Origin of the sequence: Xanthomonas hortorum pv. pelargonii, from assembly GCF_024499015.1 — a bacterium.
GTDB classification, from domain to species: domain Bacteria; phylum Pseudomonadota; class Gammaproteobacteria; order Xanthomonadales; family Xanthomonadaceae; genus Xanthomonas; species Xanthomonas hortorum_B.
In genome coordinates, this window is sequence record NZ_CP098604.1 from 2,492,507 (window position 1) to 2,515,254 (window position 22,748).

The following is a 22,748-nucleotide window of genomic DNA, read 5'->3' on the forward strand; positions in this document are numbered from 1 at the left end:
CATTATGCCTCTGCCCGACTCTGCGGTTCTGTTTAGTAACAAGCTCGCGCGAAAGTCGCCTCGGGCATATTTTCTATCGTAGCCTATGCCTCGCTTTTTATTGGCTGTGCCATGCATTGCAGCTTCTGGCTGATTCCAGCCACACGCCTGAGCTATCGCAGCGCCACTCGCTACCCCTGCCATCCGACCTATTGACTACACCTGTCGCCAGGCTTACAGTAGCGACAACTGTAGTCATGGAGAACGGCATGCGCGGCAAGACCATCGGGGACCAGGAGCTGGCCCTGCTGCAACACATCGAAGAACAACGGCATGCCAGTGTCGGCGAAGTTGCGGCTGCGTTCGGTGAGCCGCGCGGGCTGGCGCGCTCCACCGTGCTGACCATGATGGAGCGGCTGCGCGCGAAGGGCTTTTTGCGCCGCAAGCAGGTGGATGGCATGTACCGCTACAGCGCCACCACCGGCCAGGACGATGTGGTGCGCTCGGCTGTGGGGCAGTTCGTGGAAAAGACCTTGCAGGGCTCGGTGTCGCCGTTCGTGGCGTGGATGTCGCAGCGCGCCGAAGTCAGCGATACCGAGCTGGCCGAACTCGAAGCCCTGGTCGCCAAGCTGCAATCGCAACGCAAGGAGGATTGAGCCATGTCGCCCCTGATCGAATCGCTGTTATGGAAACTCGGCGCCACCAGTGTGCAGACCGCGGTGCTGACACTTGCGGTGTGGGCGCTGTGTCGCGGGGTGAAGCGCTTGCCGGCCACCACGCAAACCTGGCTGTGGTGGTTGGTAGGCGTGCAGGCCGTGGTTGGCCTGCTGTGGAGCGCGCCGCTGCAGTTGCCGGTGTTGCCGGCGCACACGTTTGCATCTGCGCTTGGCAGCGCCGACACGTTGGTGCCGATGGCCACGGCCACTGCCGCCGCATCGACAGCCGCCGCTGCCAGCGCGACGGCGCACGCCATGGATGTCGCGGTCTGGTCGTCGTGGGCCACGTGGTTGTTTGCGGTGTGGGCGGCCGGCGTGCTGGTGATCTCGGCCGGCACGGTCCGCGCGTATTGGCGCAGCCGTGCGTTGGTGCGCGCGGCCCAGCCGTGCACCGACAAGGCGTTGGTGCAGGCACTGCAGATGGCGGCCGAGGCGCATGGCTTGTCGCACCCACCCGCGTTGCGGCTGTCTTCGCAGATCGATTCGCCGCAGTTGATCGGCCCGTGGCGGCCGGTGTTGCTGCTCCCGGCCAAGCGCCTGGCGCAGATGGCCGACGACGACCTGGACATGGCGCTGACCCACGAGTTGATCCACCTGCGCCGCCGCGACCTGTGGTGGGGGCTGCTGCCGTCGCTGGCCCAGCATCTGTTCTTCTTCCATCCGCTGGTGCACCTGGCCGCCCGTGAATACGCCATCGCCCGCGAAGCGGCCTGCGATGCGGCCGTGGTCGCCGGGCATCGCCATTGCCGTCATGACTATGGGCGCCTGCTGCTGCAGTTCGGGGTATCGCCACGTCCGCTCGGTGGCGTGGCAAGTGCCTCGCCGTCGTTCCTCAGCTTGAAGCGCAGGCTGGTGATGTTGCAGGACACCAGCGCCTTTCCGCGGCTGGCCGCGGCGGTGATCCTGGCGACGGTGGCCGTCGCCGGCGTGATGCCGCTGCGCCTGGTCGCAATGCCGGTGCCGGCAACGTCCACCAGCATGCGGCCCATCGTGGTGACCGCCCCGGCAGCGCAACGCACGCCCGGTATGCCCGGCGGTGCGTCGTTGGTGGATGCCGCAGCGCCGATGAGCGCACTGCCTGCACCGGCGCTGCCAGCACTGCCTGCGGCACCGGCTGCCCCGGCGTCGCACGGTGTCATCGCCGATGTGCTGGGCGCCGAGCCACCGCCTGGTGCAGATGGGGATGCAACGCAAAGCCGCTGGGATGTGGAGCTGGACCGCGTCAGCCGCGAGGCCGCCGCCACCGCCATGCGTGATGCGCAGAGCGCCATGCAGGATGTGCTGGGTGCCGACAACCCTGAGCTTGAACGTCGACAGGAACAGATGCAGGACGCGCAGGACGCGCTGCAGGAAGCGCGCGAACAGCTGGCGTCATTAGGCCCGGAACTGGCGCAGGCCAAACAGGACGCGCAACAGCAGGCGCGCGAAGCCGAACAACAGATTCGCGAGGTGGCGCAGCAGCATCGCCAGGCGCAATACGCCTATGCCGCGGCGGTGCGCCAAGCGGCCGAGCTGACCCGGCATCAGGCCGAAATGGACAAGCAGGCCGCACGTCAGGCCCGCATCGAGGCTGCACGCGGGCAACAGGAAGCGGCGCAAGCGCAGGCAGACGCCGAAGACGCACAGAACAACTAGGAGCCAGCAACGCCACGGCTGCGCTCACCGCCACGTGAGCACGGCCGCTGCGCGGAGTCGTCATTGACCACGCGCACGCACTGGTTCTGAGCGCAGCATCCGCACCCAGCTGACGGCCGCTCGCTCCCTCATGCCGGCGACCCCAGATTGTCGAACACAGCGAGCCAGCACTCGCGGGCTCGCTGCAGGCCGCACGTCGCGTCAGCATCGTCTCTAGCGGCCACGCCTCGGCAACGTGTGGCGTGCAGTCACCGATCCGCTCCTGGCCGTGCACGGCCGGCAGACCTGTGGCAGCGGTAAGCACTTCCTGCCTGCCAGGCACCTGCCGGCATCGTGCGATCGCATCGCGCCAGGCAGCACCTGCATCGACACGGGCTCGCCACAGCCCGGCACTTCCTGCGTGACGACGCTGCGCAGCGTCGGCAACGCCGTGGCCGCGTGATCGCTGTGTTCCAACCCGTCTGCGTGTGCTGCGCAGGCGGCACCTACCGAGCTGTGACCTTCGTGGAGATCTCTCGCGATCCAGACCGCTTCCCCACTGCTGTGCCTACGCACCGCGTTGCTGCTGGCTACCGCCGCACTCGCTGGTCCCTTGCTGATCGCAAGCAACGGCAACTGCAACCGCATCTGCATTGCATCCGCTTGTGCTGGCTGCCGTGCCCGCATCGCCTGCCATACCGGCGCTGCCCGCACCTGCGGTTTCTCCCGTCGCGCCAACCGCGATTGCGCCAACAGCGCCTTTGGCTCCCACCGCGCCCGTGGCACCTACTGCAGCAGCAGCCCAGATAACACCGCGAGCCAGAGCAAACGCAGCGTGCGGCAAAGCCACCGCAATCACTCAGGACGAAGGCGATGCCTATGTGTTGGTGCACGGCGACCATCAGGTGATGCATGGCTCGCGCAGCGATCTGCAGACCGCTCGCGCCTATGCCGGCAATGGACAGCGCGTGTTGTGGTTCCGCGCCGATGGCGTGCAATACCTGGTGCGTAATCCGACGCTGATGCATCGGCTGAGCGCGGCGCATGTCCGCAGCCAGCAACTGGCCGACGCCCAGGCCATCTTGGCGGCACGTCAGCATGCGCTGAGCGAGCGCCAAGCCGCACTGGCCGCACAGCTCTCTGCGCAGACCGAGCCGCGTGCGCTCCAGGCCTCGACACGCACGCCGTCAGCCGCTGCATCTGCATCCTCGCAACAGGGCGCGATGCCCGAGGCGCTGCAGGCATTGGCCAGGGAGCAACGTGCATTGGCCGACAGGCAGGCCGCGTTGGCGACCAAGCAGGCCGGTGCCTCCAAGCTCGCCACGCGCGAAGCGCTGAAGGTGCTGCGCGAGGCGTTGGACCGTGGTCTGGTGACACGGGTCTCCGGTTAGTCGCATCGTGTCGCCATCGTGCGCGGACAAGCTGGATACGCTGGTGCCTGTCTGCTCGCCGATACTGTGCAACAGGCATCAACCACGCACACAGGTGTCGCCATCACACACAAAATTCAACGTGCTGCAAACGCCTGCTTAAACGAAATATTCGGTCTTTCGATAGGGCAAATACGCCGGCGATTGTGAGTTGGTGAGATTGCGTACCCTCACCCCAACCCCTGCTCCGCGCCCCGGCCCGCGCTTGCGGCGCGGGCGCTCCAAGGCACGCGCGCCAGTGGCACGCAAGCCGTGCCTTATCGCCCCGGAGGGAGAGGGCTTCTGTATTCGCCATATAAGCCCAACTTCAAACCTCATACGCCTCACGAAACGCGTCCATGTCCTTGAAGGTACAAAAGTGGAAACGCGGCACCGTGATCGGGCCTGCCGCCGCAAGCCGCTTCAACCAATCGCCCACCGCAAGGCGATAGGCCACCTGCTCGGCCGCATCGAGTGTCTCGCACAGGTAAGCCAACGAGATGTGGAAACGGAAATTGGTGTAATCCGGGCGCTGCAAGTTGGTCAACGTCATCAATGCCTGACGCGCCGTCTCCAACCGCTGCGCGGTGGCCGCATCGGCAGGCAGCAACGGAATCAGCAGATTGTCGTGGCTGCCGGTCCTGGCCGCGGTGGGGTCGACCAGAAACCGGCACGCGCCGAGCGGTGGAGCATCGCGCTGCTGCAACCGCGACAGGAAGCTGGCGTTGATGTCGGCCAACGCCACATCGCGCGCCAGATCGCTCGGCCATGGCCCGTGCGCGCGGTCGGTTTCATTGACCCCGCCCAGCAAGGTCACGTGATAGCTGCTCGGCGGCAACACGGCCAGCTTGTTGGCGAAGCGTTGCTCGGGCAATTCGCGGTAGATCTCCAGCACCCGGTCGAAACTGTGGTAGCCATCGCCCTGCTGTTCGAGATGGCCTACAAACGTATTGCCGGCAAACGGCATCGGCCGTTTCGAGCGCAGGAATTTGCGGCCCACATCCGGCGGCGGCGCTTTATCGGCGAGATCGGCGAGCACCGGCAACGCGGTGGACAACAGCGAGGCGCCGGCAGCAGCGGCCAGCAGCCGGCGGCGGCTGAAGGTGGTATCCAGACATGGCGACATATACAGCTCCTCAAAGTTTGACATTGACGCCGACCATCACGGTGGGGGCCATCTTCCAGGCCGATTGCACATATTCCTGATCGCGGCCGATGCGGTACTGGTAGCCCTGGCCGGCCAGATTGAGCACGTCCAGGCTCAGCGACACCGCCGGCGACACATCCCAGCCCAGTTTCAGATCGATGCGGTCCAGCGGTTGCTGGTAACGGTTGCGATAGAACTCGGGCAGGCTGCTGTAATTGGGAAAGCGGTCATCCCACAGCTCGCCGGTGCGGCTCCAGGCCAGCGTGGTGCGCAGCGGCCCACGGGCGTAATTCAGGGTCAGATTCCACAGCTGCCTGGGCTGCTGCGGCAGCACGTCCAGGGTGGTGCGGGTGCCATCGCCGAGCACCACCGGGTACTCCACGTCCAGGAACGTGACATTGGCCGACACCGACAAGCCGTCCAGCGCAGGCAGCAACGGCCCCAGCTCCTTGATGGCTCCCAGCTCGGCGCCACGTAGGCGCACCGGCCGGTCCACATTGCGTGGCTGGGTGACCAGCACCTGCTCGCCGTCGATGCTGTCCATCTGGCCGTAGCGGAAGATTTCGTCGTCGATGGTCTTGTGGAACAGCGCGATCGACAGCAGGCTGCCGCCGTCGTCGAAGCTCCAGTCGTGGCCAAGGTCCAGGTTCTGCGAGTGGCGTGGCTGCAGGTCCGGGTTGCCCTGGTTGAGCGTGGGCGGTGTGCTGCCCAGCTGCAGCACGCCGCCGTTCAGTGCCATCTGGTCCAGGCGCGGGCGGCCGATCGAGCGCGAGGCACCAAAGCGCAGCGTGCCGTTGGCGCTGGTCTGCAGTTGCCCGCTGAGCGATGGCAACCAGTTGCGGTAGGTGCGCACCGCGCTGACCGGCGTCCAGGTGGTTCCGCTCAGCTGCTGGCCGGCGCTGGCAAAGCGGGTCTGTTCCAGACGGATGCCGCCGGCCAGCAGCCAGCGCTCGCCGCGCCATTGCGCCTGGGCAAAGCCGGCGCGCACCTGCTCGTCGACGCTGTAGCTGCCGCTGTTCTGCGCGGTGGTGTCCACCACACCGCGCGCCTGGCCGGCGAGCGCATCCCAGCGCGCATCCGCCAATGCCGGGTCGATGGTCATCATCTGCCTGTTGCAGCCCAGCGCGCAGGTGGGGCTGCCCAGCACGTCGGCCAAGGTGTCAGGCAAGCCGTTCCAGGTGGTGCGCTGCACGTCGGTGCGCATGTGCGTGCGCACCTGCCGCGCGCCAACGGCCAGCCCCAGCCCACGGCTGTCCTCGTCCATGTTGCGACGTAGCTCCAGCTGCAGGTCCCCGACCCGTTCGGCGTAGCCGGTGCGTTCCTGCTGGTGATAGAGGTTTGCGTAGCGCCCCGGGTCGTCGGCCAGGGCCGGGGCCAGGGGCGTGAAGGCGGGCAGCGTGCCGCTCCAGTCGAAGCCGTAGGCCAGGCGATTTTGCTGGAAGCGGTCCCAGGTCTGCGGGTTGTCCACCGTGGCGCGCGAGGTGCTGGCGCGCAGCGCGGCGCGCCACTGCGCCGGCAACTCGGCCAGCAGTTCGCCGTTGATGCCCGACAGCGCGCGCTTCCAGCGCAACTGCCCTAACTCAACGTACTGATTCACGTTGTCGAGCGTGCCGCTCTGCGGGCCGGTGCGGCTCAGGCGCGCGCTGTTCTGCACCTGGGCGTTCTGGGTATAGCGGTCCGAGGCCTCGCGCTGGCGGAAGCTGTAACCGGACACATGGCCGCTGAGCGGGCCCTCCGGCTGCCAGTCCACGCGCGCGGTGAGGCTGCGCCGTTCGCGGGTGTTGTCGTAGTTGTACCAGCGCCGCTCGCTGGGCACCGCATCGCCGGTGCCGCCATAGGCCACCGGATCGCGCGTGCCATTGGCTGCGTACCAGTTCAAGCCGCCGCCGTTTTCCTGCTGCGGCACCGAGATCTCGCGCCGCCATTGGCTGGCAGCGCCCAAAAAGGCGAACTGCCCGTCGCGACCGAAGCGCTTGCCCCACTTCAGGTCGCCCTCGCCAACCGGCGTCCTGCCGCCATAGCGGCTGCCCATCAGGTTGGCGCCGCCCTTGGCCGAGAAGGTGAGCAGGCCGTCCGGGCGGCCGAAGCCGGTGGCGGTGACCAGGTTGGTGACGCCGCCGATCGCGCCGCCGTCGTTTTCCGGCAGGAACGACTTCACCACATCGATGCGGTCGACAAAGTTGGCCGGCAGCACATCCATCATCGCCTGGCGGCTGCCGATGTCGTTGCTGGCGAACGCAAAGCCGTCGATCAGCATGCTGTTGTAGTTGCCGTTGAGGCCGCGCACCGTCACGTAGCGCGGCTCGCCCTGGTACTCCACGGTGCTGACGCCGGTGACCCGGCGCAGCGCATCGCCCACGTTGAAGTCCGCCAGTTGCCCGATGCTGTCGGCGGCGACCGAGTCCACGATGGTGGGCGCGGCCTGTTTGGTGGCGATGGCACGCGTGTTCTGCGACTGGAACGAGGTGCGCACCTGCACCGCATCCAGGGTCTGCGCCGCGGCATCGGCGGGCGCCTCGGCAGCCTGCGCCGGCGCGTGCATCCAGCCCACCACGGCCATGCCCAGCGCGAGCGACAATATGCGACGCTGCGGGCCGCAGGCCGGACCGGGCAGACACACAGGGCCAGAGGAAGAGGGATGAAACAGACGCATGGCACGATCCGCGATGTCGGGCGGCCCCAACGTGGTGCCGCAGGCGGATTAAATTAATCTGCTTAATTTAATTTTATGTGACAACCACTGCCCTTTTGCCCCCTATGTCTTCCTTCTTCGCCCACGCGGCCATTCGTTCGCATTACCGCCGTCGTAGCGACGGGCAGGCCGCCGGTTCCAGCGAGCGCGCGTTGCTGGATCTGATCCGCAGTAACGGCCAGCTGGCGCGTGCCGATCTGCCTCGCGCCAGCGGGCTCAGCGTTCCCGGCACCAAGGGCATCATCGACCCGCTGGTCGCACAGGGCCTGCTCCAGCTCGGCCCGTCGCTGCGGCGTGGTCGCGGCCAACCGAGCGTGCAGCTCAGTCTGGTGCCCGGCTACGCGTTCAGCGTGGGGGTCTCGGTGATGGTCGATGGCATCGCGGTGGTGCTGATCGACTTCGCCGGGCAGGTCCGCGGCATGCGCCAGCTCACGGCCTTCCCGCTGACGCTGGATCTGCTCGCGGCGCGCTTGCCGGAATTGCTGGAGCAGTTGTTGCAGGCGGCCGGGGTGGACCGGCAGCAGCTGTTCGGGGTGGGCGTCAGCATGACCGGCCCGCGCATCGGCGACGGTACACGGGTCAATCCGCCGCTCTCGCTGGCGGCCGAATGGATGCAGGTGGAGCTGGACCGGTTCATCGCCGAGCGCCTGCAGTTGCCGGTCTGGATGGACAACGACGCCCATTGCGCCGCCCTGGCCGAGGCCTTGTACGGGGTCGGCCGCCAATCGCCGGATCTGGTCTATCTGACGATCGCCGACGGCTTCGCCGCGGGCGTGATCGCCGCCGGTAAGGTGCACCGCGGCGCGCACGGCAACGTGGGCGAGCTGGGGCGCATTTCGGCCATCACCGGCATGGCACGGCCAACGCTGGAAAGCCTGCGCCAGGCGCTGGTCGCCGATGGCCATGCGCTGCCGGACCTGCACACCATGCTGCAGCACTACGATCCGGCCTGGCCGCAGATCGAGGCCTGGCTGGATGCGGTGCAACCCACCGTGACGCTGGCGGTGGCGGCGATCATCGCGTTGATCGACCCGCGCGTCATCGTCTTCGGCGCGCGCCTGCCGGCAGATCTTGCGCAACGGCTGATCGCCCGTATCGCCTTCGAATCCGCACCACGGCGCGGCGTCGCATCGCCGTATCCGGCATTGCTGGTCGGGCAGGTGCAGGCACACGCCACGGTGCTGGGCGCGGCCATGCTGCCGTTCAAGGAAACGCTGTTCTAAAGCAGGCGCGGGACCACGTGATGCGGTGCGCCGGGGGCATCGTTTCGCATTGCGGCGGCAGACTTCGCCTCGGTTGCGAACTGTCATATGCCACGCGCTTTACTGGCCGCTCGCAGTGCTCTTGAGGTCGTCATGCGTATTGGTCCTTTGCAACCAGCCGCCACGCACACCACCGCGCTGGCAACACCCACGCACACCAGTGCCATCACCCCGATGGAGGTGCCGCACGCGCCAGACGGCAATCTGCCCTTGCGTGCACGGCCTCGTCGCCAGGCCCTCATGCAACCACCGCTGGTGCCATTGAACGACAGCGCCATGACCGGCAAGCAGGCGTTGGTGGCGCTGGACAGCGAGTTTTCGGAGCAGCGGCTGGCTGAAGTGCAGGCAAGGCAGATCACGGTGCAAGCGCTGCAAAGCAAGCTGGCTACCCACCTCGCGCAGGCCGGCATCGCGCCCGAGAAGGACAGCATTGCAGCAAAGCTTGCAGCTGGAGCGCTGCAGCCGGTGTATCTGGATAGAGCCGCGTTCAAAGCCATGGCCAAGGCGCTACCCGATTGCGCCAGTGCAGCGGCAGGCCCGGTGCTGGTCGATGCGCAGCAAGGCCGCATCATCTTCGATCTGCAGCGCGCGTTTGCGCCTGGCGACACCTTCAGCGACGCAGCTCACACCGCATTGCGCAAGGCGCTGGATCTGCCCGGCCACGGGCTGACAACGCCACACTGGCTGCAGCCCGCCGCCTCCAAGCAGCCGCGCCGCAAGTTGCAGCAAGCCGCGCGCTACCACGGCCACGAGGTGCCGGCGCGCGACGGCGGTGCAGCGTTCTTCAAGGCCAACGACCATCATCTGGTGGCCGGCAAGGACGCGCTGCTGCGCAAGCACCGCAAGGAGCTGGTTCACGACACGTATTTCCAGGCGCCGAGCACGCGCGCGCTGGGCAAGGACGTGATGGTGCACCGGGGCTTGTTCGACAACCACGCCGGCATTCCGGAGAACTCGCTTGCCGCCATCGATCGCGCCTACGCACAGGGGTATCGCAACCTGGAGCTGGATGTCGAAGTCAGTGCCGACGGCGTGCCGGTCTTGATGCACGACTTCAGCATTGGCCGCATGACCGACGACCCGCAGAACAAGCTGGTCTCGCAGGTGCCGTTCGCCCAGTTGCGCGACATGCCGCTGGTGATCCGCAACCCGGTCGATGGCAACTTCATCAAGACCGATCAGACCATTGCCGCCGTGGAGCAGGCGCTGGAGCACGCGTTGCAAAAGCCGGAGGCGATGTCGGTGGCGCTGGATTGCAAGGAAGACACCGCCGAGGCGGTGGCGATGCTGCTGATGCGCCGGCCGGATCTGCGCCAGGGGGCCGCGATCAAGCTGTATGCCAAGTACTACACGGGCGGCTTCGATCAATTTGTGTCCAATCTGTACAAGCACTACCAGATCAATCCGATGCACTCGCAGGACGCGCCCCGCCGTGCCGCGCTCGATCGCCTGCTGGCCAAGATCAATGTGGTGCCGGTCTTCAGCCAGGGCATGCTGGCCGACCCGCAGCTGCGCGATTTCTTCCCGGGCAAGAACGATGGCCCCGAGGGGCTGGCCGAGACCGCAGTGCAATGGCTGGAAAGCTGGAACAAGATGCGCCCGGTCATCGTGGAGGCGGTGGCCACCGATCAGCAAAGCGCTGCGGGCAAGGCCATGGAACTGACACGCACACGCTTGCGTCAGCCGGACTCGGCTTACGCGCAGGCGGCATTTTCGTCCGGTTACCGGTATGAGGATTTCTCCCTGCCGCGCGCCAACCACGACAAGGACTATTACGTCTGGCGCAACTTCGGCGAGATGCAAAAGCTCAGCGGCGAAGCCTTTGGGATCCAGCGCACCACCGCCGGTGCCTTTCGCGACGCCGGTGAAAGCCTGTTGACCGACCAGCCCGAAGAAGAACTGCTCGCGCTGCTGGAAAACCGCACGCTGGCGCGTGGCCATACCGGCATGGAACTGGACCTGCCGCCGGAAACCCCCATCGACACCGCACGCGATGCGGCGATCGTGGAGCAGCGCACCAACGAGTTCCGCGCCGCGTCCAAGCCAGCCGACCCGGCCCATGTAGCGGCAGTGCGCGAAGGCCGCCGTCTGGATCGTGCGCCACAAGGTCCGCACGCCGCCGCAGCAAGGCAGGCGGCGGATGCACGCGCCGAATCGCTGGGGCGATTGACCGATCAGTACCGCGGCGCACCGGTGACCCACTACCTCAACGAGCAAGCCAAACAGATCGAGCCGGAGCAGTGACACTGGCGCAGCGCCTGGTCCAGCGTTACGGCATCTCCAGCATCGGAATCACCTCGCGGTCCTGCGCGTCCACCGCCACCAGGCGTTGCAGCAACAGCGACAAGGTCACCACGTCCTGATGATTGTGCTCGGCCACGCGGCGCAGGTTGCGCGCGCTGCCGCCGCGCAGGTAACTCAACCAGGCGGCCGGGGCTTCGGAGCCGGGCAGGTCGTCCTCACGCACCACGCGCAGCAGCTGTCGTTCGATGGTGGCCAGCTTGCAGTTTTCCCAGGTGCCGCGATACCGGCGGCGGGTGGGAAAGAGCAGGTCCACATGATCCAGCGCGGAGATCGGGTCGCCGCGGCGTGCCAGCCGATAGCGCGTCTTCAACAACGGTGCGTCGTAGCAGCGGCCGTTGTAGCTGGACAGCACCGTCTGCGGCGACAGCCAGCTGCGGAACAGATCCAGCATCGCGCTCTCGGCCGCCATCGTGGACATCATCAACTGACGCACGCGCAGGCCGCTGCCGTGCGCATCGTCCATGTACCAATCGGCCACCCCGATCATGAAGGCGCGCGTGCCGGTGCCGCCGGCAAGGCCGGTGGTTTCGGTATCGAAGAACAGCAGATCCATCGGGTCTACTGCGTCCTCGCGTTTGGCGAACGCCAGCGACAAGGCTTCGTGCGGAATCGGCTGCGGCAGAAAGTCTTCGATCAGATGCAGGCCGGGCGCGATCTCGTTGCCGGGCAGATGGCGATCGGTGGACGCTGCACGCACCGGCGTGTGCGCCGATACAGCGCGCTCGCGCAGGCCGATCATCTTGCGCAAGCCGGCGATATCGGTGCGTCGCTGCGAAAGGGGCGCCGGTGCGATGGACGCTTCATGCGATGCAGGCAGATGCTTCGCAGCAGCGGCAGCGACATTTGTATCGGCATCGGCATGTGCAGTCGATTGCGATGGCGACTGCAACGGAGATACCGGCCGGTGGCGCACGTCGTGCTCCACCCAGGCAAACACGGAGGTATCGCGCGCTGGCGTTGCAGCACCCGGTGCCTGCAAGGGACGGCGCGTCATTGCCAGTGTCTGTGCCTGGGCACGCCGGTCACTGCCAGCGTCCACGTTGCCTGCCTGCGCGCTTGGCGCAGCAGCATCGCGTGGCGCCAAGCGCCACCCCTGCGAGGTGGCACCTGGCACAGGCTGACGCTGCGCGCGCGTGGGCATCACCGCATCGTCCCTGCGCGCTGCAGGCGTCAGCCCGCCGACCTGACGGCGCAGCAAGCGCAGACGTTCTGCGCTGACACCAGGGCCGCTACCAGCGACCGGTGTTGCCGGGTCACGCGTCGGCTGTGCCGCTGCAGACATTTCACTTGCGGCACGCGTGCGCGCATCGCTCACAACAACACCCACAACAACTGCTTCACCAGATGTTCGTCCGACCACTGCGGAGTGCATCTGTTGTGCAGGCGAAAGCATCATGCATTCGGTCGCGAACGCTGAGGTTTCATCGTCCACGCCGGCTTGCGCGATCGCCGGCGCATCGCAGGGCGAAGATGCACCACGACGCACCTCACGTGCGGCAACGTCGCCAGTAGGAGCAGCATCCACGACCGCGCGTGCCATCGCTGCATGCGGCGCAACACGCGCGCCTGCATTGGAATGCAGTCGGGGCACTCCAGCAACAGGTCCGGCATTCGTATCAACCGCAGCCGCTGCCTGCGCGCCATCCGGTGCATCGCCGTCTGCAATCGTCACCGGCGCACGCATATCCGCATGCCCCGCCTGCCGGCGCAGCAAGCGCAGCCGGTCCGCACTCACACTCATGCAAGCACGTCCAGCGCCAGGTCCTCGTCCACCTGGGTGGCGTGGCGCAACGGCGCATCCGCATCGAACAACAGCGCCAGCACCGTCAATGCCAACGACTTGGGCGACTCGCCCTTGCCTTCTTCGTGCGCGGCCAGCACCGGGCCCACGCAGGCCGGGCAGCCGGCGCTGCAATCGCAACGCCGTACCAACTCATCGGCGCGCTGCAGCAACTCGGCCTGGCGCAGCCATAGCGGCTCGCTCAGGCCCACGCCGCCGGGGAAGTTGTCGTACAGATACACCGTGGGCACGAACGCCTGCTGCAATTCCACCGCGCCTTCTTCGCCTTCCTCCACGCCGCGCAGTTGCCCGCGCCCGGTCTGGTCGGCCACCGCAAACCACGCGCCATCGCCGTTGCCCACGGCCTTTTGCAGGTCGCGTGCATCGGCCATCACTGCCACGGTGGCCACCACGTGCAGCGCGTAGGCCGCACCCAGAAATCCGTCCAGCGCATCCTGTTTGGACGCAAACGCCTTGCCCAGGGTGGCCTGCGGCAACTGCCACCACACCGCCGTGGTGTGCAACTCCTGATCAGGCAAATTGACCGGGCCGTAGCCGATGTTTTCATGCGTGTAATAGCGGATCTTCTTGTAGCCGGAGACGCGCCGCACCACATGCACCTCGCCGTGATGCGAATCGCCGCGCCCGGCCACGCCGCCATCGAAGCGGTCCAGTACCTTCAGCTTGGTGTAGTCGATGCTGTCGGTGTAGTAGTCCACGTGCGTGCGGGTCACGTAGGCCTTGCGGCCTTCCCAGTCCAGCCGCTCCACCTGGTACGGCGTGCTCTGCACCATGTGGATGGCACCTTCGTAAAGCGTGAGTGCTGCGGCCGAATAATCCACCTCGGCGATGATCTGCTGCTTGCCGTCGGTCTTGTCCACCACCACAAAGTTGCCATCGGCCACCGAGCGCAGGCTCACCGCATTGGCCGGGTAGCTGTCGGCGATCCACTCCCAGCGGTCGCCTTCCTGGTGAATCACTTCGCTCTCGGCCAGCGCTTCCAGAAACACCAGCGGGTCGATCGGCCCGAACGGTTCGCTGGCAATGAACGGCAATTCGAATGCGGCGCAGCGAATGTGATCGAACAGGATCAGCGGCTGGTCCGGCGCGATACGCGCATGCTCGGGCGAGGCATCGGCGAAGAAATCCGGATGCCGCACCACGTATTGATCCAGCGGTTGCGAGCTGGCCACCAGCACGCCCAGCGCCGGTTGCTGGCGCCGCCCGGCGCGGCCGAAGCGCTGCCAGGTCGCCGCCACGCTGCCGGGGTAACCATTGAGGATCACCACATCCAGCGCGCCGATATCCACGCCCAGCTCCAGCGCCGAGGTGGAGACGATGCCGTCGATGTTGCCGGCCCGCATCGCACGCTCCACTTCGCGCCGCTCGGTGGGCAGATAGCCGCCGCGATACGCGCGGATGCGTGGCGGCTTTCGCGGGTCGTGGTCGAAGATGTCCTTCAGGTATTTGGTCAGCACTTCCACCATCAGGCGTGTCTGCGCAAATACCAGCGTCTTCAGCCCGCTCTTGATCGCAATGCGCGCAATGCGGTTGCTCTGCGAGCGTGCCGACGCACGCAGCCCCAGGTCTGCATTGACCACCGGCGGGTTCCACAGCAGCACGTGCTTGTCGCCGGTGGGCGCGCCCGATTCGGTAATGGCATGCACCTGTTTTTCGATCAGGGCCTGCGCATGCGCGTGCGGGTTGCCGATGGTGGCCGAGCACAGGATGAACTGCGGGTTGGCGCCATAGAACGCACAGATGCGCTTGAGCCGGCGCAGCACATTGGTGACGTGGCTGCCGAACACGCCGCGATAGGTGTGGATCTCGTCGATCACCACATAGCGCAGGTTCTCGAAGAACTGCGCCCACTTGGTGTGATGCGGCAGGATCGCCTGGTGCAGCATGTCCGGGTTGCTCACCACGATGTCGCCATGCAGGCGGATCGCCTGGCGCGCATCGCCGGGCGTATCGCCGTCGAAGGTGAAGGCCTTCACTCCCAGCTCGCCGGCGCGGTTGAGTTCCAGCAGCTCGGCCACCTGATCCTGCGCCAGCGCCTTGGTGGGGAACAGGTACAGCGCCTTGGCCCCGGAGCTCATCGCCGCGCTCACCACCGGCAGCGTGTAGCACAGCGATTTGCCCGAGGCCGTGGGCGTCACGATCGCCACATGCTCGCCGCGCTGGCTTGCCGCCCAGGCCTCGGCCTGGTGGCTGTAAAGCTGCGTGATGCCGCGCGCATGCAAGGCATCACGCAGCGCGCTGGGCACATCGTCCGGGATCGGCGCATAGCGGCCCTCGCGCCCGGGCAGGGTGAAGCTGCCGGTGATGCGGTCGTGGTAACGCCGTTCCAGGCGTTCGGTCAGCAGCGCGCCGTCGCGGCTGGGCCGGCCATCGGTGGTGGCCAGCGCGCGTTCGGCGGTTTCGGTGCGGGGAGCGAGGGCAAACGGAGGCATACGGCAACTCCCAAAGAGGGGCATGAGACAGGGGAGGTGTCTCAGGGTATGAGACCAGCGCCGAACCGGCGACACTGCCTCACTGAGCGGATTCAGTAACGCGTGCCGTCATTGCCAGTACGCTGTTGCTCTAAGCCCGCAGCAAGTTCACATAGGCTTGGTAGCTGAAGCTCTGCCCGCGTGCGCGGCCGGTGGTTTCCACCAGCACACCGATGTCCTGCAAGGTCGTCGCGGCTGCGCGCGCGGTGGGATAGGACACCTCCAGCGCTTGCTGGGCACGGTCGACGGTGAGCTTGGGCATGGTGGGCAACAACTCGAACAGTCGTAGCGCTTGCAGGGTACTGCTGCCGGTACTCAGCACGCGTTTGCGATCGGCCGCGATCAATGCAGCGATTGCCACAATGCTGCGCTGTGCCTGTTCGGCAGAAGCCTCCACAGCCTCCAGAAAGAATCCAACCCACGCTTCCCAGTCGCCATGCGTGCGGATGGCTGACAGGTGCCGGTAGTAGTCGTTTTGGTTCGCTTTGAGGTAGCCGGACACATACAACAACGGCTCTGACAGCAGTTGCCAGTCTTCCAGCAGGGCCGCGATCAACAACCGCCCGATTCGGCCGTTGTCGTCCAGAAACGGATGGATGGTTTCGAACTGCGCGTGCACCAACGCAATCCGTACCAGCGGTGGCAGCGTGGGCTGCGGGTCATGGATGAAGCGCTCCAGATCACCGAACACCTCGGCCAGGCGATCGGCCGGCGGTGGCACGAATGCGGCATTCCCCGGCCGGGTCCCGCCGATCCAGTTCTGACTGGTGCGCATGCTGCCCGGCAGTGCGTGAGCTCCACGCACGCCAGCCAAGAGAATTCTGTGAGCCTCGGCAAGCAAGCGCAGCGAGATGGGCAGTCCTGTTGGCGCGTGCAGCTGCTCGCGGACAAACTTGAACGCCTGCAGGTAGTTGGTGACCTCTTCCACATCGTCAGCATTGGTCACCGCCAGCCCCGCCTCATCATCGAAGACATCGGTCAGGGTTGCCTGGGTGCCTTCGAGTTGCGAAGTCAGCAGCGCTTCTTGCCGAACAGCGCTGTAGATCAGCCACTCGCTCGACGCCACCAGGCCCGCCATCCCCGTCAGCCGCGCCAGTGCAACTTCTGCAAGGCGATTACGCTCCAGGTAGGCGGCCGGATCCAGCACGGGAGCGGCCGGAGGCAGTGGAGCCGGAACGAATGCCCGCACGGTCTCGTCGTGCGTCTTGATGACGGCATATGCGCCGGTGACACGTGTCATTCAAGGATCCTTTACGACCAATGCGGGCTATTAAAGGATGCCTTAATAAGCGGGCGTGTTGTTAAAACATCCTTTGATACCGATGAGCCAACGCAACGTGGCCGCGGGGGCAGTCCCATCTTTGACCAAGTCCATCGTCGTGGTGGTCAGGGCACACTGAGTGTTCGTGACACCAGCGCCAAACCGGCGACCCTGCGTCACTGAGCGGATTCAGCAAGCCGGGTATCCTGTTGCCCCCGCCGCGTCACCGTTGTTCTGCACGCTGTGGGCTCCCCCACCTCGAAGAACCGCCGTGCCCGTGCCCCCCAGCGCCATTGCTCCGCATTACAAGACCGCTTCCGCCCGCCGCGCCGATGTCGCGGTGCATGCCGCGGGCCTGTTTCTGGCCATCGTCGGCGGCGCCTGGATGGTCTGGCGCGCGCACGCCAGCCAGACCATGCTGCTGGCCACCTGCGTGTACGCGCTGGGCCTGCTGGTGATGTTCGGCTGTTCGGCGGCCTACAACTTCGCCCCGCCGCAGCGCCAACCGATGCTGCGCAAGTTCGACCACGCCGGCATCTTCGTCATGATCGCCGGCTCCTACACACCCTTCCTGCTGGTCGCCCTCGACGGCACCTGGCGTTGGGCAATGATCGTGGCGGTGTGGAGCGTGGCCTTGTTCGGCGTGTTCGCCAAACTGTTCCTGCCCGGCATCGCCAAGGGCTTCTGGGTGGCCATCTACCTGCTGCTGGGGTGGGCCGGCATCGTGGTGATCAAGCCGTTCGTCGCCGGCCTGGACAGCACCGTGCTGTGGCTGATCGCCGCCGGCGGCGCGTTCTACACCGTGGGCGTCACCTTCTACGTGCGCAAATCGCTGGTCTACAACCGCGCCATCTGGCACGCCCACGTGCTGGGCGGTGCGCTCTCGCACTGGTGCGCGATCTGGTTGTGCCTGCAGCCGTTGGGTGGGGTGTAGGGCGCGCTGTCGAGTCGTCGACCGGTCGCGCCTCTCCGCGCGGTAGCATCGACACGTCGTGGAGCTGTAGATCGCTTTTACTACGTCGGCTTCCAATCGGAGCGCGCAGGGACGAGTGCAAGGATCAGCACATCGTCGCCGTCGCGTGTGTAGATCAACAGATACTTGCCGTCCTGGCACGTGTATAAACGCGTTCCCGGCGTGGGCCCGGGGAGATAGATGGCGGCACCATCCAGCGCGTCGCCTTCGGCTTCGATCCGGTCGTCCTGTTCACACGCTGCGAAATACATCTGCGGGTCGGGGATCTCGATCGCGCGTGCCAATGCTGCAGCGAGCAACGCGGTGCGCGCATCCAGCGCGGTCTGCTTCCAGGCCACGCTCACGCACGCGTGCCCTTTGCACGCAGTGCTGCATCAAGCACTGCACGCTGCTGCGCCTTGAGTGTCTCCATCTGCTGCTTCGCCTGCACGCTGGAGAGCGCAGGGCGGGGGTCGGCCAGGGCGTGCTCGGTCTGAGTGCGTAGCGAGACCGCATAGCGCGCGTCCATCTCCTTGACTTTCATCGCTTCGGAGCGATCCGGCCGGCGTTTCGCAGTGTCGCCTTCGGCGTCCCACTGCGCAGCATCCACGTGAAGCACGTCCAATGGCATGCCCATCTCGCGCAATACCTTCAACGCACTTTCGAAGCTGCCAAACCGGCGCGGCGCATTGGCCTTGGTGGCCAGCACACGGGTCTGGTTATGGGTCTGCAGCTGCACGGTCCAGGCACCGGCCTCCCCGACGACCGAAGCCTGTCTGACCGCACTGGCATCGACCAGGGCGCGAGCGGTCGCCAGCTTGACCAGATTCGCCATCGTGCTCTCCGGCTAACAAGTGAGTGGCTTCACTTTACCATTAATCGGTTTGCCGGCTAATGGTTGTCCGTTCCGTTCTGCCCCAGCTGCGCAGTGGCCGGGCAAGGTAACCATCTGCCCCTACGATGGGATGCCTGGCTGGCAACAACGGCACGTAGATGCACAGGATCTGCACCGGACCAGCCTCGACGCAGTGCCACCGCATTCAACCCAAAACAGCAGCGCCCGCCCTCACAGCTTCTTCTTCAACACCGCTTCGAACGCTGCATCCGGCGCGATGCTGTCGGAGACCACGATCACCGAATGCAGCTGGCCCTTGGCCTGCACGCTGTACTCGAAGCCCACCGGCTTGCCGCTGCGGCTGAACACCTCGATCTCGCTGTACTCGCCGAGCTGGCCTTCAAAACTCTCGCGTTCGAAGCCTTGCTTCTTGGCGAAGTTGCCGGCTGCCGTCCGTGCGCCTTCCCACACCGCGTCTTCGTATTTGATCGGCTGCAGCAGGCTGACCAACTGGGTCGCGCATGCGGTGGTGCTGGTCACGCCATAGCCATCCACCTCGCCCATCAACGGGATCTTGCTCACGTTGCGCTTGGGCGTGGCGGTGACGGTGCAGCCAAGCTGCTGCAGATCAGCAAGATTGAAGTGTTCGGCCTCCGGGCGCGGCGCGCTGGTGGCGGCAGAGCCGCCGCCATTGCAGGCAGACAGCACACACAGGAGAGTGAGCGGCAAGAAGGCGCGCAGGAAAACGTTCGACAACGGTGACGTCCTTGTACTAAGTGGAAGAATCGACGGTGAAGCAACGTCACCACTTCATCCCGGAGGGTGCCGTTTGGATTGGACGTTTGCTTGAGCGTGCAAGGGTAGCGTGCTTCGGCCGCTACATCACCTCACCGGCACGCGCACGCGGATGCCTTCCCCGGAAAACCACGGCTCCACCGGCGTGCGCCGCTGCACCCACATATCGCCCATCATCCGGTCCAGCCCGCGGTCCAGCCCGGTGACCAGCCCCGCGCCCGGGGTGAAGGTCAGTTCGCCGAAATAGATCTGCCCGCGCTGGATATACCAGTCCACCCGCACGTAATCGCAGTCGCTTGCCAGCACCTTGCTCAGTTCCAGTGCCTGCTCCAGCAGCGCCGGCGCGCAGGGCGGCGTGCGCCCGTCGTCGCGGATGCGGTGGAAGGCCGTGTGCAGGTTGTCGACGAAGAAGGTCATCGCCAGCTTCGGTGTGTCGAAGCGGCCGTAGATCACCTGCAGCACGTAATGAAAATTGCCATCCGCCTGCCGGAACATGTGGAACTTGTAATCCACCGGCACCTGCTGCGCCTCGCCGATGTACCGCTCCACCAGAATGCGCGGCGGGATATCGCGGTAATGGATCTCGCGCACCATCTTGGAGAAGTCGATCCGCAGCCATTGGCCGCAGCGCTCGATGATGCGGCGCTTCTGCACCGCATCCGGCTCGTCGCGCACCACTTGCACCATGGCCGCACCGTGGTTGGCCTTGATCACGGTCTGCCGCCAGCGTGGCAGCTGCAACAACGCCTGTGGGTCAGTGCTGTCCATCAGCAACGGCACCAGGTGCGCCTCACCGATCCTGGCCGCCACATAGGAGCGCACCGCAAACTTGTCTGCCAGACGTGTGTAAAGCGGGTAATCGCCGTGCACGCATTTGCGGTAAAGGATTTTTTCGTTGAAGCACTTCGGCGCGTACAGATCCGGCAGCCGCCCGAACGTATGCAGAAAGTGGAGCCGGTCCTGGTGCCGCCAGGGCAGTGTTCTCAGCAGGCTGCGCGCGCCCTTGCGCAGCAGCCGTTTGAGACTGGGTGTCCCTGGCGCTGGCGCTATTGCTGGCGTTGGCGTCGATGTCGGGCGGCACCGGCACGCGTGGCAACGCGGCCATGCGGCGATGACCAAACGACGACGTCAACGACGGCGGCATGACCGCCCATCCCTGTCCTGCCACACCACGCCCGCCCAATGGCTGCGGGTGCAGCCCTATCGTGTTGTCGGTCATGCCCAGATCCTTCTCGCCGGTTAATTGCGACGTTGGTCACATTTAAATGTGACGTAACGCACGATATACGGAAAATTCAGACCAGGGATGCATTTCGTCTCAGGCGCTCCAATTTCATGCAAATCAGATCGCGTCACTCGCTCGAAAGCCTTACGCAGCAAGCGATCTGGCCTTCGGCGGCATATGGCGGCCCGACGCGCGGGGCGCACCGTGTGGCCTGTTTTGCCCTCTCTTGCGCCAGCAGCCAGGACAGCTGGGCGGGTGCGGCCTGCGGCCCCAACCGCACGCCAAAACGTGCAACCGGGGGAGGGAGCGACACGCCGCATCCGGCCACGCGCCACTTGCGTTGTGCGGCCTCAACCGCCGTCATCTGCAGCCCGCCAAGTGCGGGCTGCGAGCAGTGCAGGCCAAAGGCGGCGGAGTCGGTCTGCTTTGCCCAACAGACGTGGCAAACACTCCCCTCCCCCATCGGGAGAGGGGCCGGGGGTGAGGGTACGGAGGAGGCTGTGTGTGTTGACTGCCAGCGCAGGCCTGCAATCAGAGGCCAGCAATCAAAGGACGCATTCGCATCGCAGGCCAACATCAAGCACCATCACGCTCGACCACTGCAGCCTGCAACGGATGGCACCATGCGCGTAAAAACGTTCCTGTCCCTGGCGGCACTGTGCATTGCACTTGCCGCTTGCGGAAAAACAGACCAACCAACGCAAACCGGCAAGGCGTCAACGTCTGCCCTTGCTACACCCACAACTGCCACTGACGACCGCAACGCCGCAGCAATGCCGCCCGATCACGCGGCCAACATCAAGCCGCCTTCTGTGAGCCAGGAAGCAAGACGCTATCTATGCCCGCAAGGTCCCAATGCCTGCAGGGTCAGTGGGCCATTGGTTGCCAACTCGGATGCAGAAGCGCAGTGGCTGTGGACCCACGGCTACCCGACAGAGAACGAACTCGCCCGGTTGGAAACCTTGAACCTGGACCAGCTCAAAGCGGAGTCGCAAGCAGGCAACAAGGCCGCCACCGTGATTTACGGCAAAAAGACCGCACTCACTGGGCCCTTTTATAAGGGGATCGATATATTGCGGCGCGCCGCAGTGGCCGGAAATCTGTATGCCTATTACGGGCTGTCGGATGTGTACGCCAGCGACTCCAACAACAAAAACCTGGTCGACAGTCTGGCGTATCTGCGCCTGGCTTACCTATTGGGCGATGCAAAAGCCTCGGCCGTCATCGCATCGCGTGGGTTGAGCAGTGTGGAAAACGTCGTTGCCGATGAGCGCGCCGCCTCACTCCACAAGACGTTTTCCAAATACCAGCGCCCGTCGCCAAGACCGCTGGAATAAACGTCTATCGCTGCGAGCAGGAGGGGGCGTTGAGTTGCGGAATCTTCGCAAACGCCTCGGCAATAAAATCCATAAACACAATCGCCCGCCTGGCCACCAGGCGGTTGGCGGCATACATGATGTGCATGGGCACCGCAGGGCCAGAGAACGCACTGAGCACGATCTGCAGATGCCCGGCGTTGAGCCCTTGTTCGAACAACCATTCCGGCCCCTGGCCGATGCCCAGGCCTGCGCTCACCGCCTCGCGCGCGGCTTCCGGCGAATTGACCCGGATCCTGCCGGTGACCGGCACGTCCACCTCCTTGAAGCGCCAGCTCGCCCCGGATGCCAACAAGGTGTACAGCACGCAATCGTGTTGGCGCAGGTCGTCGGGCACGGTGGGGATGCCGCGCTCGGCAAGATAGTCCTTGCTTGCCACGCACACGCGCTTGAACGACCCGATCCGCCTAGCACGCAGCGCACTGTTTTCCAGGTGGCCGATGCGGATGGCAAGCTCCGCACCCTCATCGAGCAGATTGACGAAGCGGCCATTGATCTGCAGATCCAGCTCCAGGCCCGGAAAGCGCCGCAAAAACTCCGGCACCAGCGGCATCACATACTGATGCGACAACGCCGTGGGGCAGGCCACCCGCAATAACCCGGAAGGTTGCACGTTATCGCGCAGCGACATTTCCGATTCGCCCACCGCATCCAGAATGCGGCGCACCTCCGCGTAGTAGCGCTCTCCCTCCGGCGTCAGCACCAGCTTGCGGGTGGAGCGGTTGAGCAGCCGCGTGTGCAGGTGCTCTTCCAGCGCTGCCACGTGGCGGCTGACATTGGGCTGGCCCAAGCCCAGATCCCGCCCGGCCGCAGAAAAACTCCCGGTTTCCACCGCACGAGCAAAGCAGGTCATCAGCAGAAACCGGTCCATTGCCAGCCCTTCATTCATGCGCAGGTCGCATGAATGGT

The 22,748-nt window shown here is 65.5% G+C and carries 16 protein-coding genes and 1 pseudogene; 7 read left to right on the forward strand and 10 right to left on the reverse strand.

What is annotated here, in order from left to right; translation table 11 throughout:
• Window positions 1-236 precede the first annotated feature (236 nt).
• The 3 genes from NDY25_RS10890 (at window position 237) to NDY25_RS10900 (ending at window position 3,700) form a co-directional block, all read left to right on the forward strand.
• Window positions 237-635 (forward strand): BlaI/MecI/CopY family transcriptional regulator, encoded by a 399-nt coding sequence (locus tag NDY25_RS10890; protein WP_180336578.1) that lies wholly within the window; start codon window positions 237-239, stop codon window positions 633-635.
• Between the two features lie 3 nt (window positions 636-638).
• Window positions 639-2,330, forward strand: a complete 1,692-nt coding sequence (locus tag NDY25_RS10895) for a M56 family metallopeptidase (RefSeq protein WP_256627937.1) — start codon at window positions 639-641, stop codon at window positions 2,328-2,330.
• An 863-nt stretch (window positions 2,331-3,193) separates the two neighbouring features.
• Window positions 3,194-3,700, forward strand: coding sequence for a hypothetical protein (locus NDY25_RS10900; protein WP_218974102.1), 507 nt, complete (start codon window positions 3,194-3,196; stop codon window positions 3,698-3,700).
• Window positions 3,701-4,046: 346 nt separating this feature from the next.
• Here NDY25_RS10900 and NDY25_RS10905 read toward each other — a convergent pair whose 3' ends face one another.
• Together NDY25_RS10905 and NDY25_RS10910 are read right to left on the reverse strand one after the other, a co-directional pair.
• On the reverse strand, window positions 4,047-4,844 hold the full coding sequence (locus NDY25_RS10905) for a DUF1868 domain-containing protein (RefSeq protein ID WP_256627938.1): 798 nt from the start codon (window positions 4,842-4,844) through the stop codon (window positions 4,047-4,049).
• 10 nt (window positions 4,845-4,854) lie between these two features.
• Entirely contained in the window at window positions 4,855-7,518 is a 2,664-nt protein-coding gene (locus tag NDY25_RS10910; protein ID WP_180336577.1) for a TonB-dependent receptor, read from the reverse strand.
• A gap of 104 nt (window positions 7,519-7,622) precedes the next feature.
• Here NDY25_RS10910 and NDY25_RS10915 point away from each other — a divergent pair, with 104 nt between their 5' ends.
• Entirely contained in the window at window positions 7,623-8,780 is a 1,158-nt protein-coding gene (locus NDY25_RS10915) for an ROK family protein (protein ID WP_168959247.1), read from the forward strand.
• A gap of 132 nt (window positions 8,781-8,912) precedes the next feature.
• The gene (gene avrBs2, locus NDY25_RS10920) at window positions 8,913-11,063 is read left to right on the forward strand and encodes a type III secretion system effector avirulence protein AvrBs2 (protein WP_168959246.1); all 2,151 of its coding nucleotides are present in this window, start codon (window positions 8,913-8,915) and stop codon (window positions 11,061-11,063) included.
• A gap of 25 nt (window positions 11,064-11,088) precedes the next feature.
• Here the strand turns inward: avrBs2 and NDY25_RS10925 are convergent, their stop codons facing one another.
• From NDY25_RS10925 to NDY25_RS10935, 3 genes are all read right to left on the reverse strand, one after another.
• Window positions 11,089-12,864, reverse strand: coding sequence for a ribonuclease H-like domain-containing protein (locus tag NDY25_RS10925; RefSeq protein WP_180336576.1), 1,776 nt, complete (start codon window positions 12,862-12,864; stop codon window positions 11,089-11,091).
• The gene (locus tag NDY25_RS10930; protein ID WP_168959245.1) at window positions 12,861-15,356 is read right to left on the reverse strand and encodes a DEAD/DEAH box helicase; all 2,496 of its coding nucleotides are present in this window, start codon (window positions 15,354-15,356) and stop codon (window positions 12,861-12,863) included. The genes NDY25_RS10925 and NDY25_RS10930 overlap by 4 nt, the downstream gene beginning before the upstream one ends.
• A gap of 130 nt (window positions 15,357-15,486) precedes the next feature.
• Window positions 15,487-16,635 (reverse strand): Fic family protein, encoded by a 1,149-nt coding sequence (locus tag NDY25_RS10935; protein WP_256627939.1) that lies wholly within the window; start codon window positions 16,633-16,635, stop codon window positions 15,487-15,489.
• A gap of 292 nt (window positions 16,636-16,927) precedes the next feature.
• Between NDY25_RS10935 and trhA the strand changes: the two genes are divergently transcribed.
• Complete coding sequence (trhA, locus tag NDY25_RS10940) at window positions 16,928-17,590, forward strand: PAQR family membrane homeostasis protein TrhA (RefSeq protein WP_043910170.1); 663 nt, start codon at window positions 16,928-16,930, stop codon at window positions 17,588-17,590.
• Between the two features lie 80 nt (window positions 17,591-17,670).
• Here the strand turns inward: trhA and NDY25_RS10945 are convergent, their stop codons facing one another.
• The 4 genes and pseudogenes from NDY25_RS10945 to NDY25_RS10960 form a co-directional block, all read right to left on the reverse strand.
• Window positions 17,671-17,973, reverse strand: a complete 303-nt coding sequence (locus NDY25_RS10945; protein WP_006452061.1) for a hypothetical protein — start codon at window positions 17,971-17,973, stop codon at window positions 17,671-17,673.
• Complete coding sequence (locus NDY25_RS10950; protein WP_233366587.1) at window positions 17,970-18,443, reverse strand: hypothetical protein; 474 nt, start codon at window positions 18,441-18,443, stop codon at window positions 17,970-17,972. The genes NDY25_RS10945 and NDY25_RS10950 overlap by 4 nt, the downstream gene beginning before the upstream one ends.
• Before the next feature lie 231 nt (window positions 18,444-18,674).
• Window positions 18,675-19,199, reverse strand: coding sequence for a hypothetical protein (locus NDY25_RS10955; protein ID WP_233366588.1), 525 nt, complete (start codon window positions 19,197-19,199; stop codon window positions 18,675-18,677).
• Between the two features lie 126 nt (window positions 19,200-19,325).
• Window positions 19,326-20,442, reverse strand: a pseudogene (locus tag NDY25_RS10960) (ATP-grasp fold amidoligase family protein).
• A gap of 644 nt (window positions 20,443-21,086) precedes the next feature.
• Here NDY25_RS10960 and NDY25_RS10965 point away from each other — a divergent pair.
• Window positions 21,087-21,800, forward strand: a complete 714-nt coding sequence (locus tag NDY25_RS10965) for a hypothetical protein (RefSeq protein WP_168959242.1) — start codon at window positions 21,087-21,089, stop codon at window positions 21,798-21,800.
• Window positions 21,801-21,804: 4 nt separating this feature from the next.
• Here NDY25_RS10965 and NDY25_RS10970 read toward each other — a convergent pair whose 3' ends face one another.
• Complete coding sequence (locus tag NDY25_RS10970; protein ID WP_256627940.1) at window positions 21,805-22,728, reverse strand: LysR family transcriptional regulator; 924 nt, start codon at window positions 22,726-22,728, stop codon at window positions 21,805-21,807.
• Window positions 22,729-22,748: the final 20 nt, after the last annotated feature.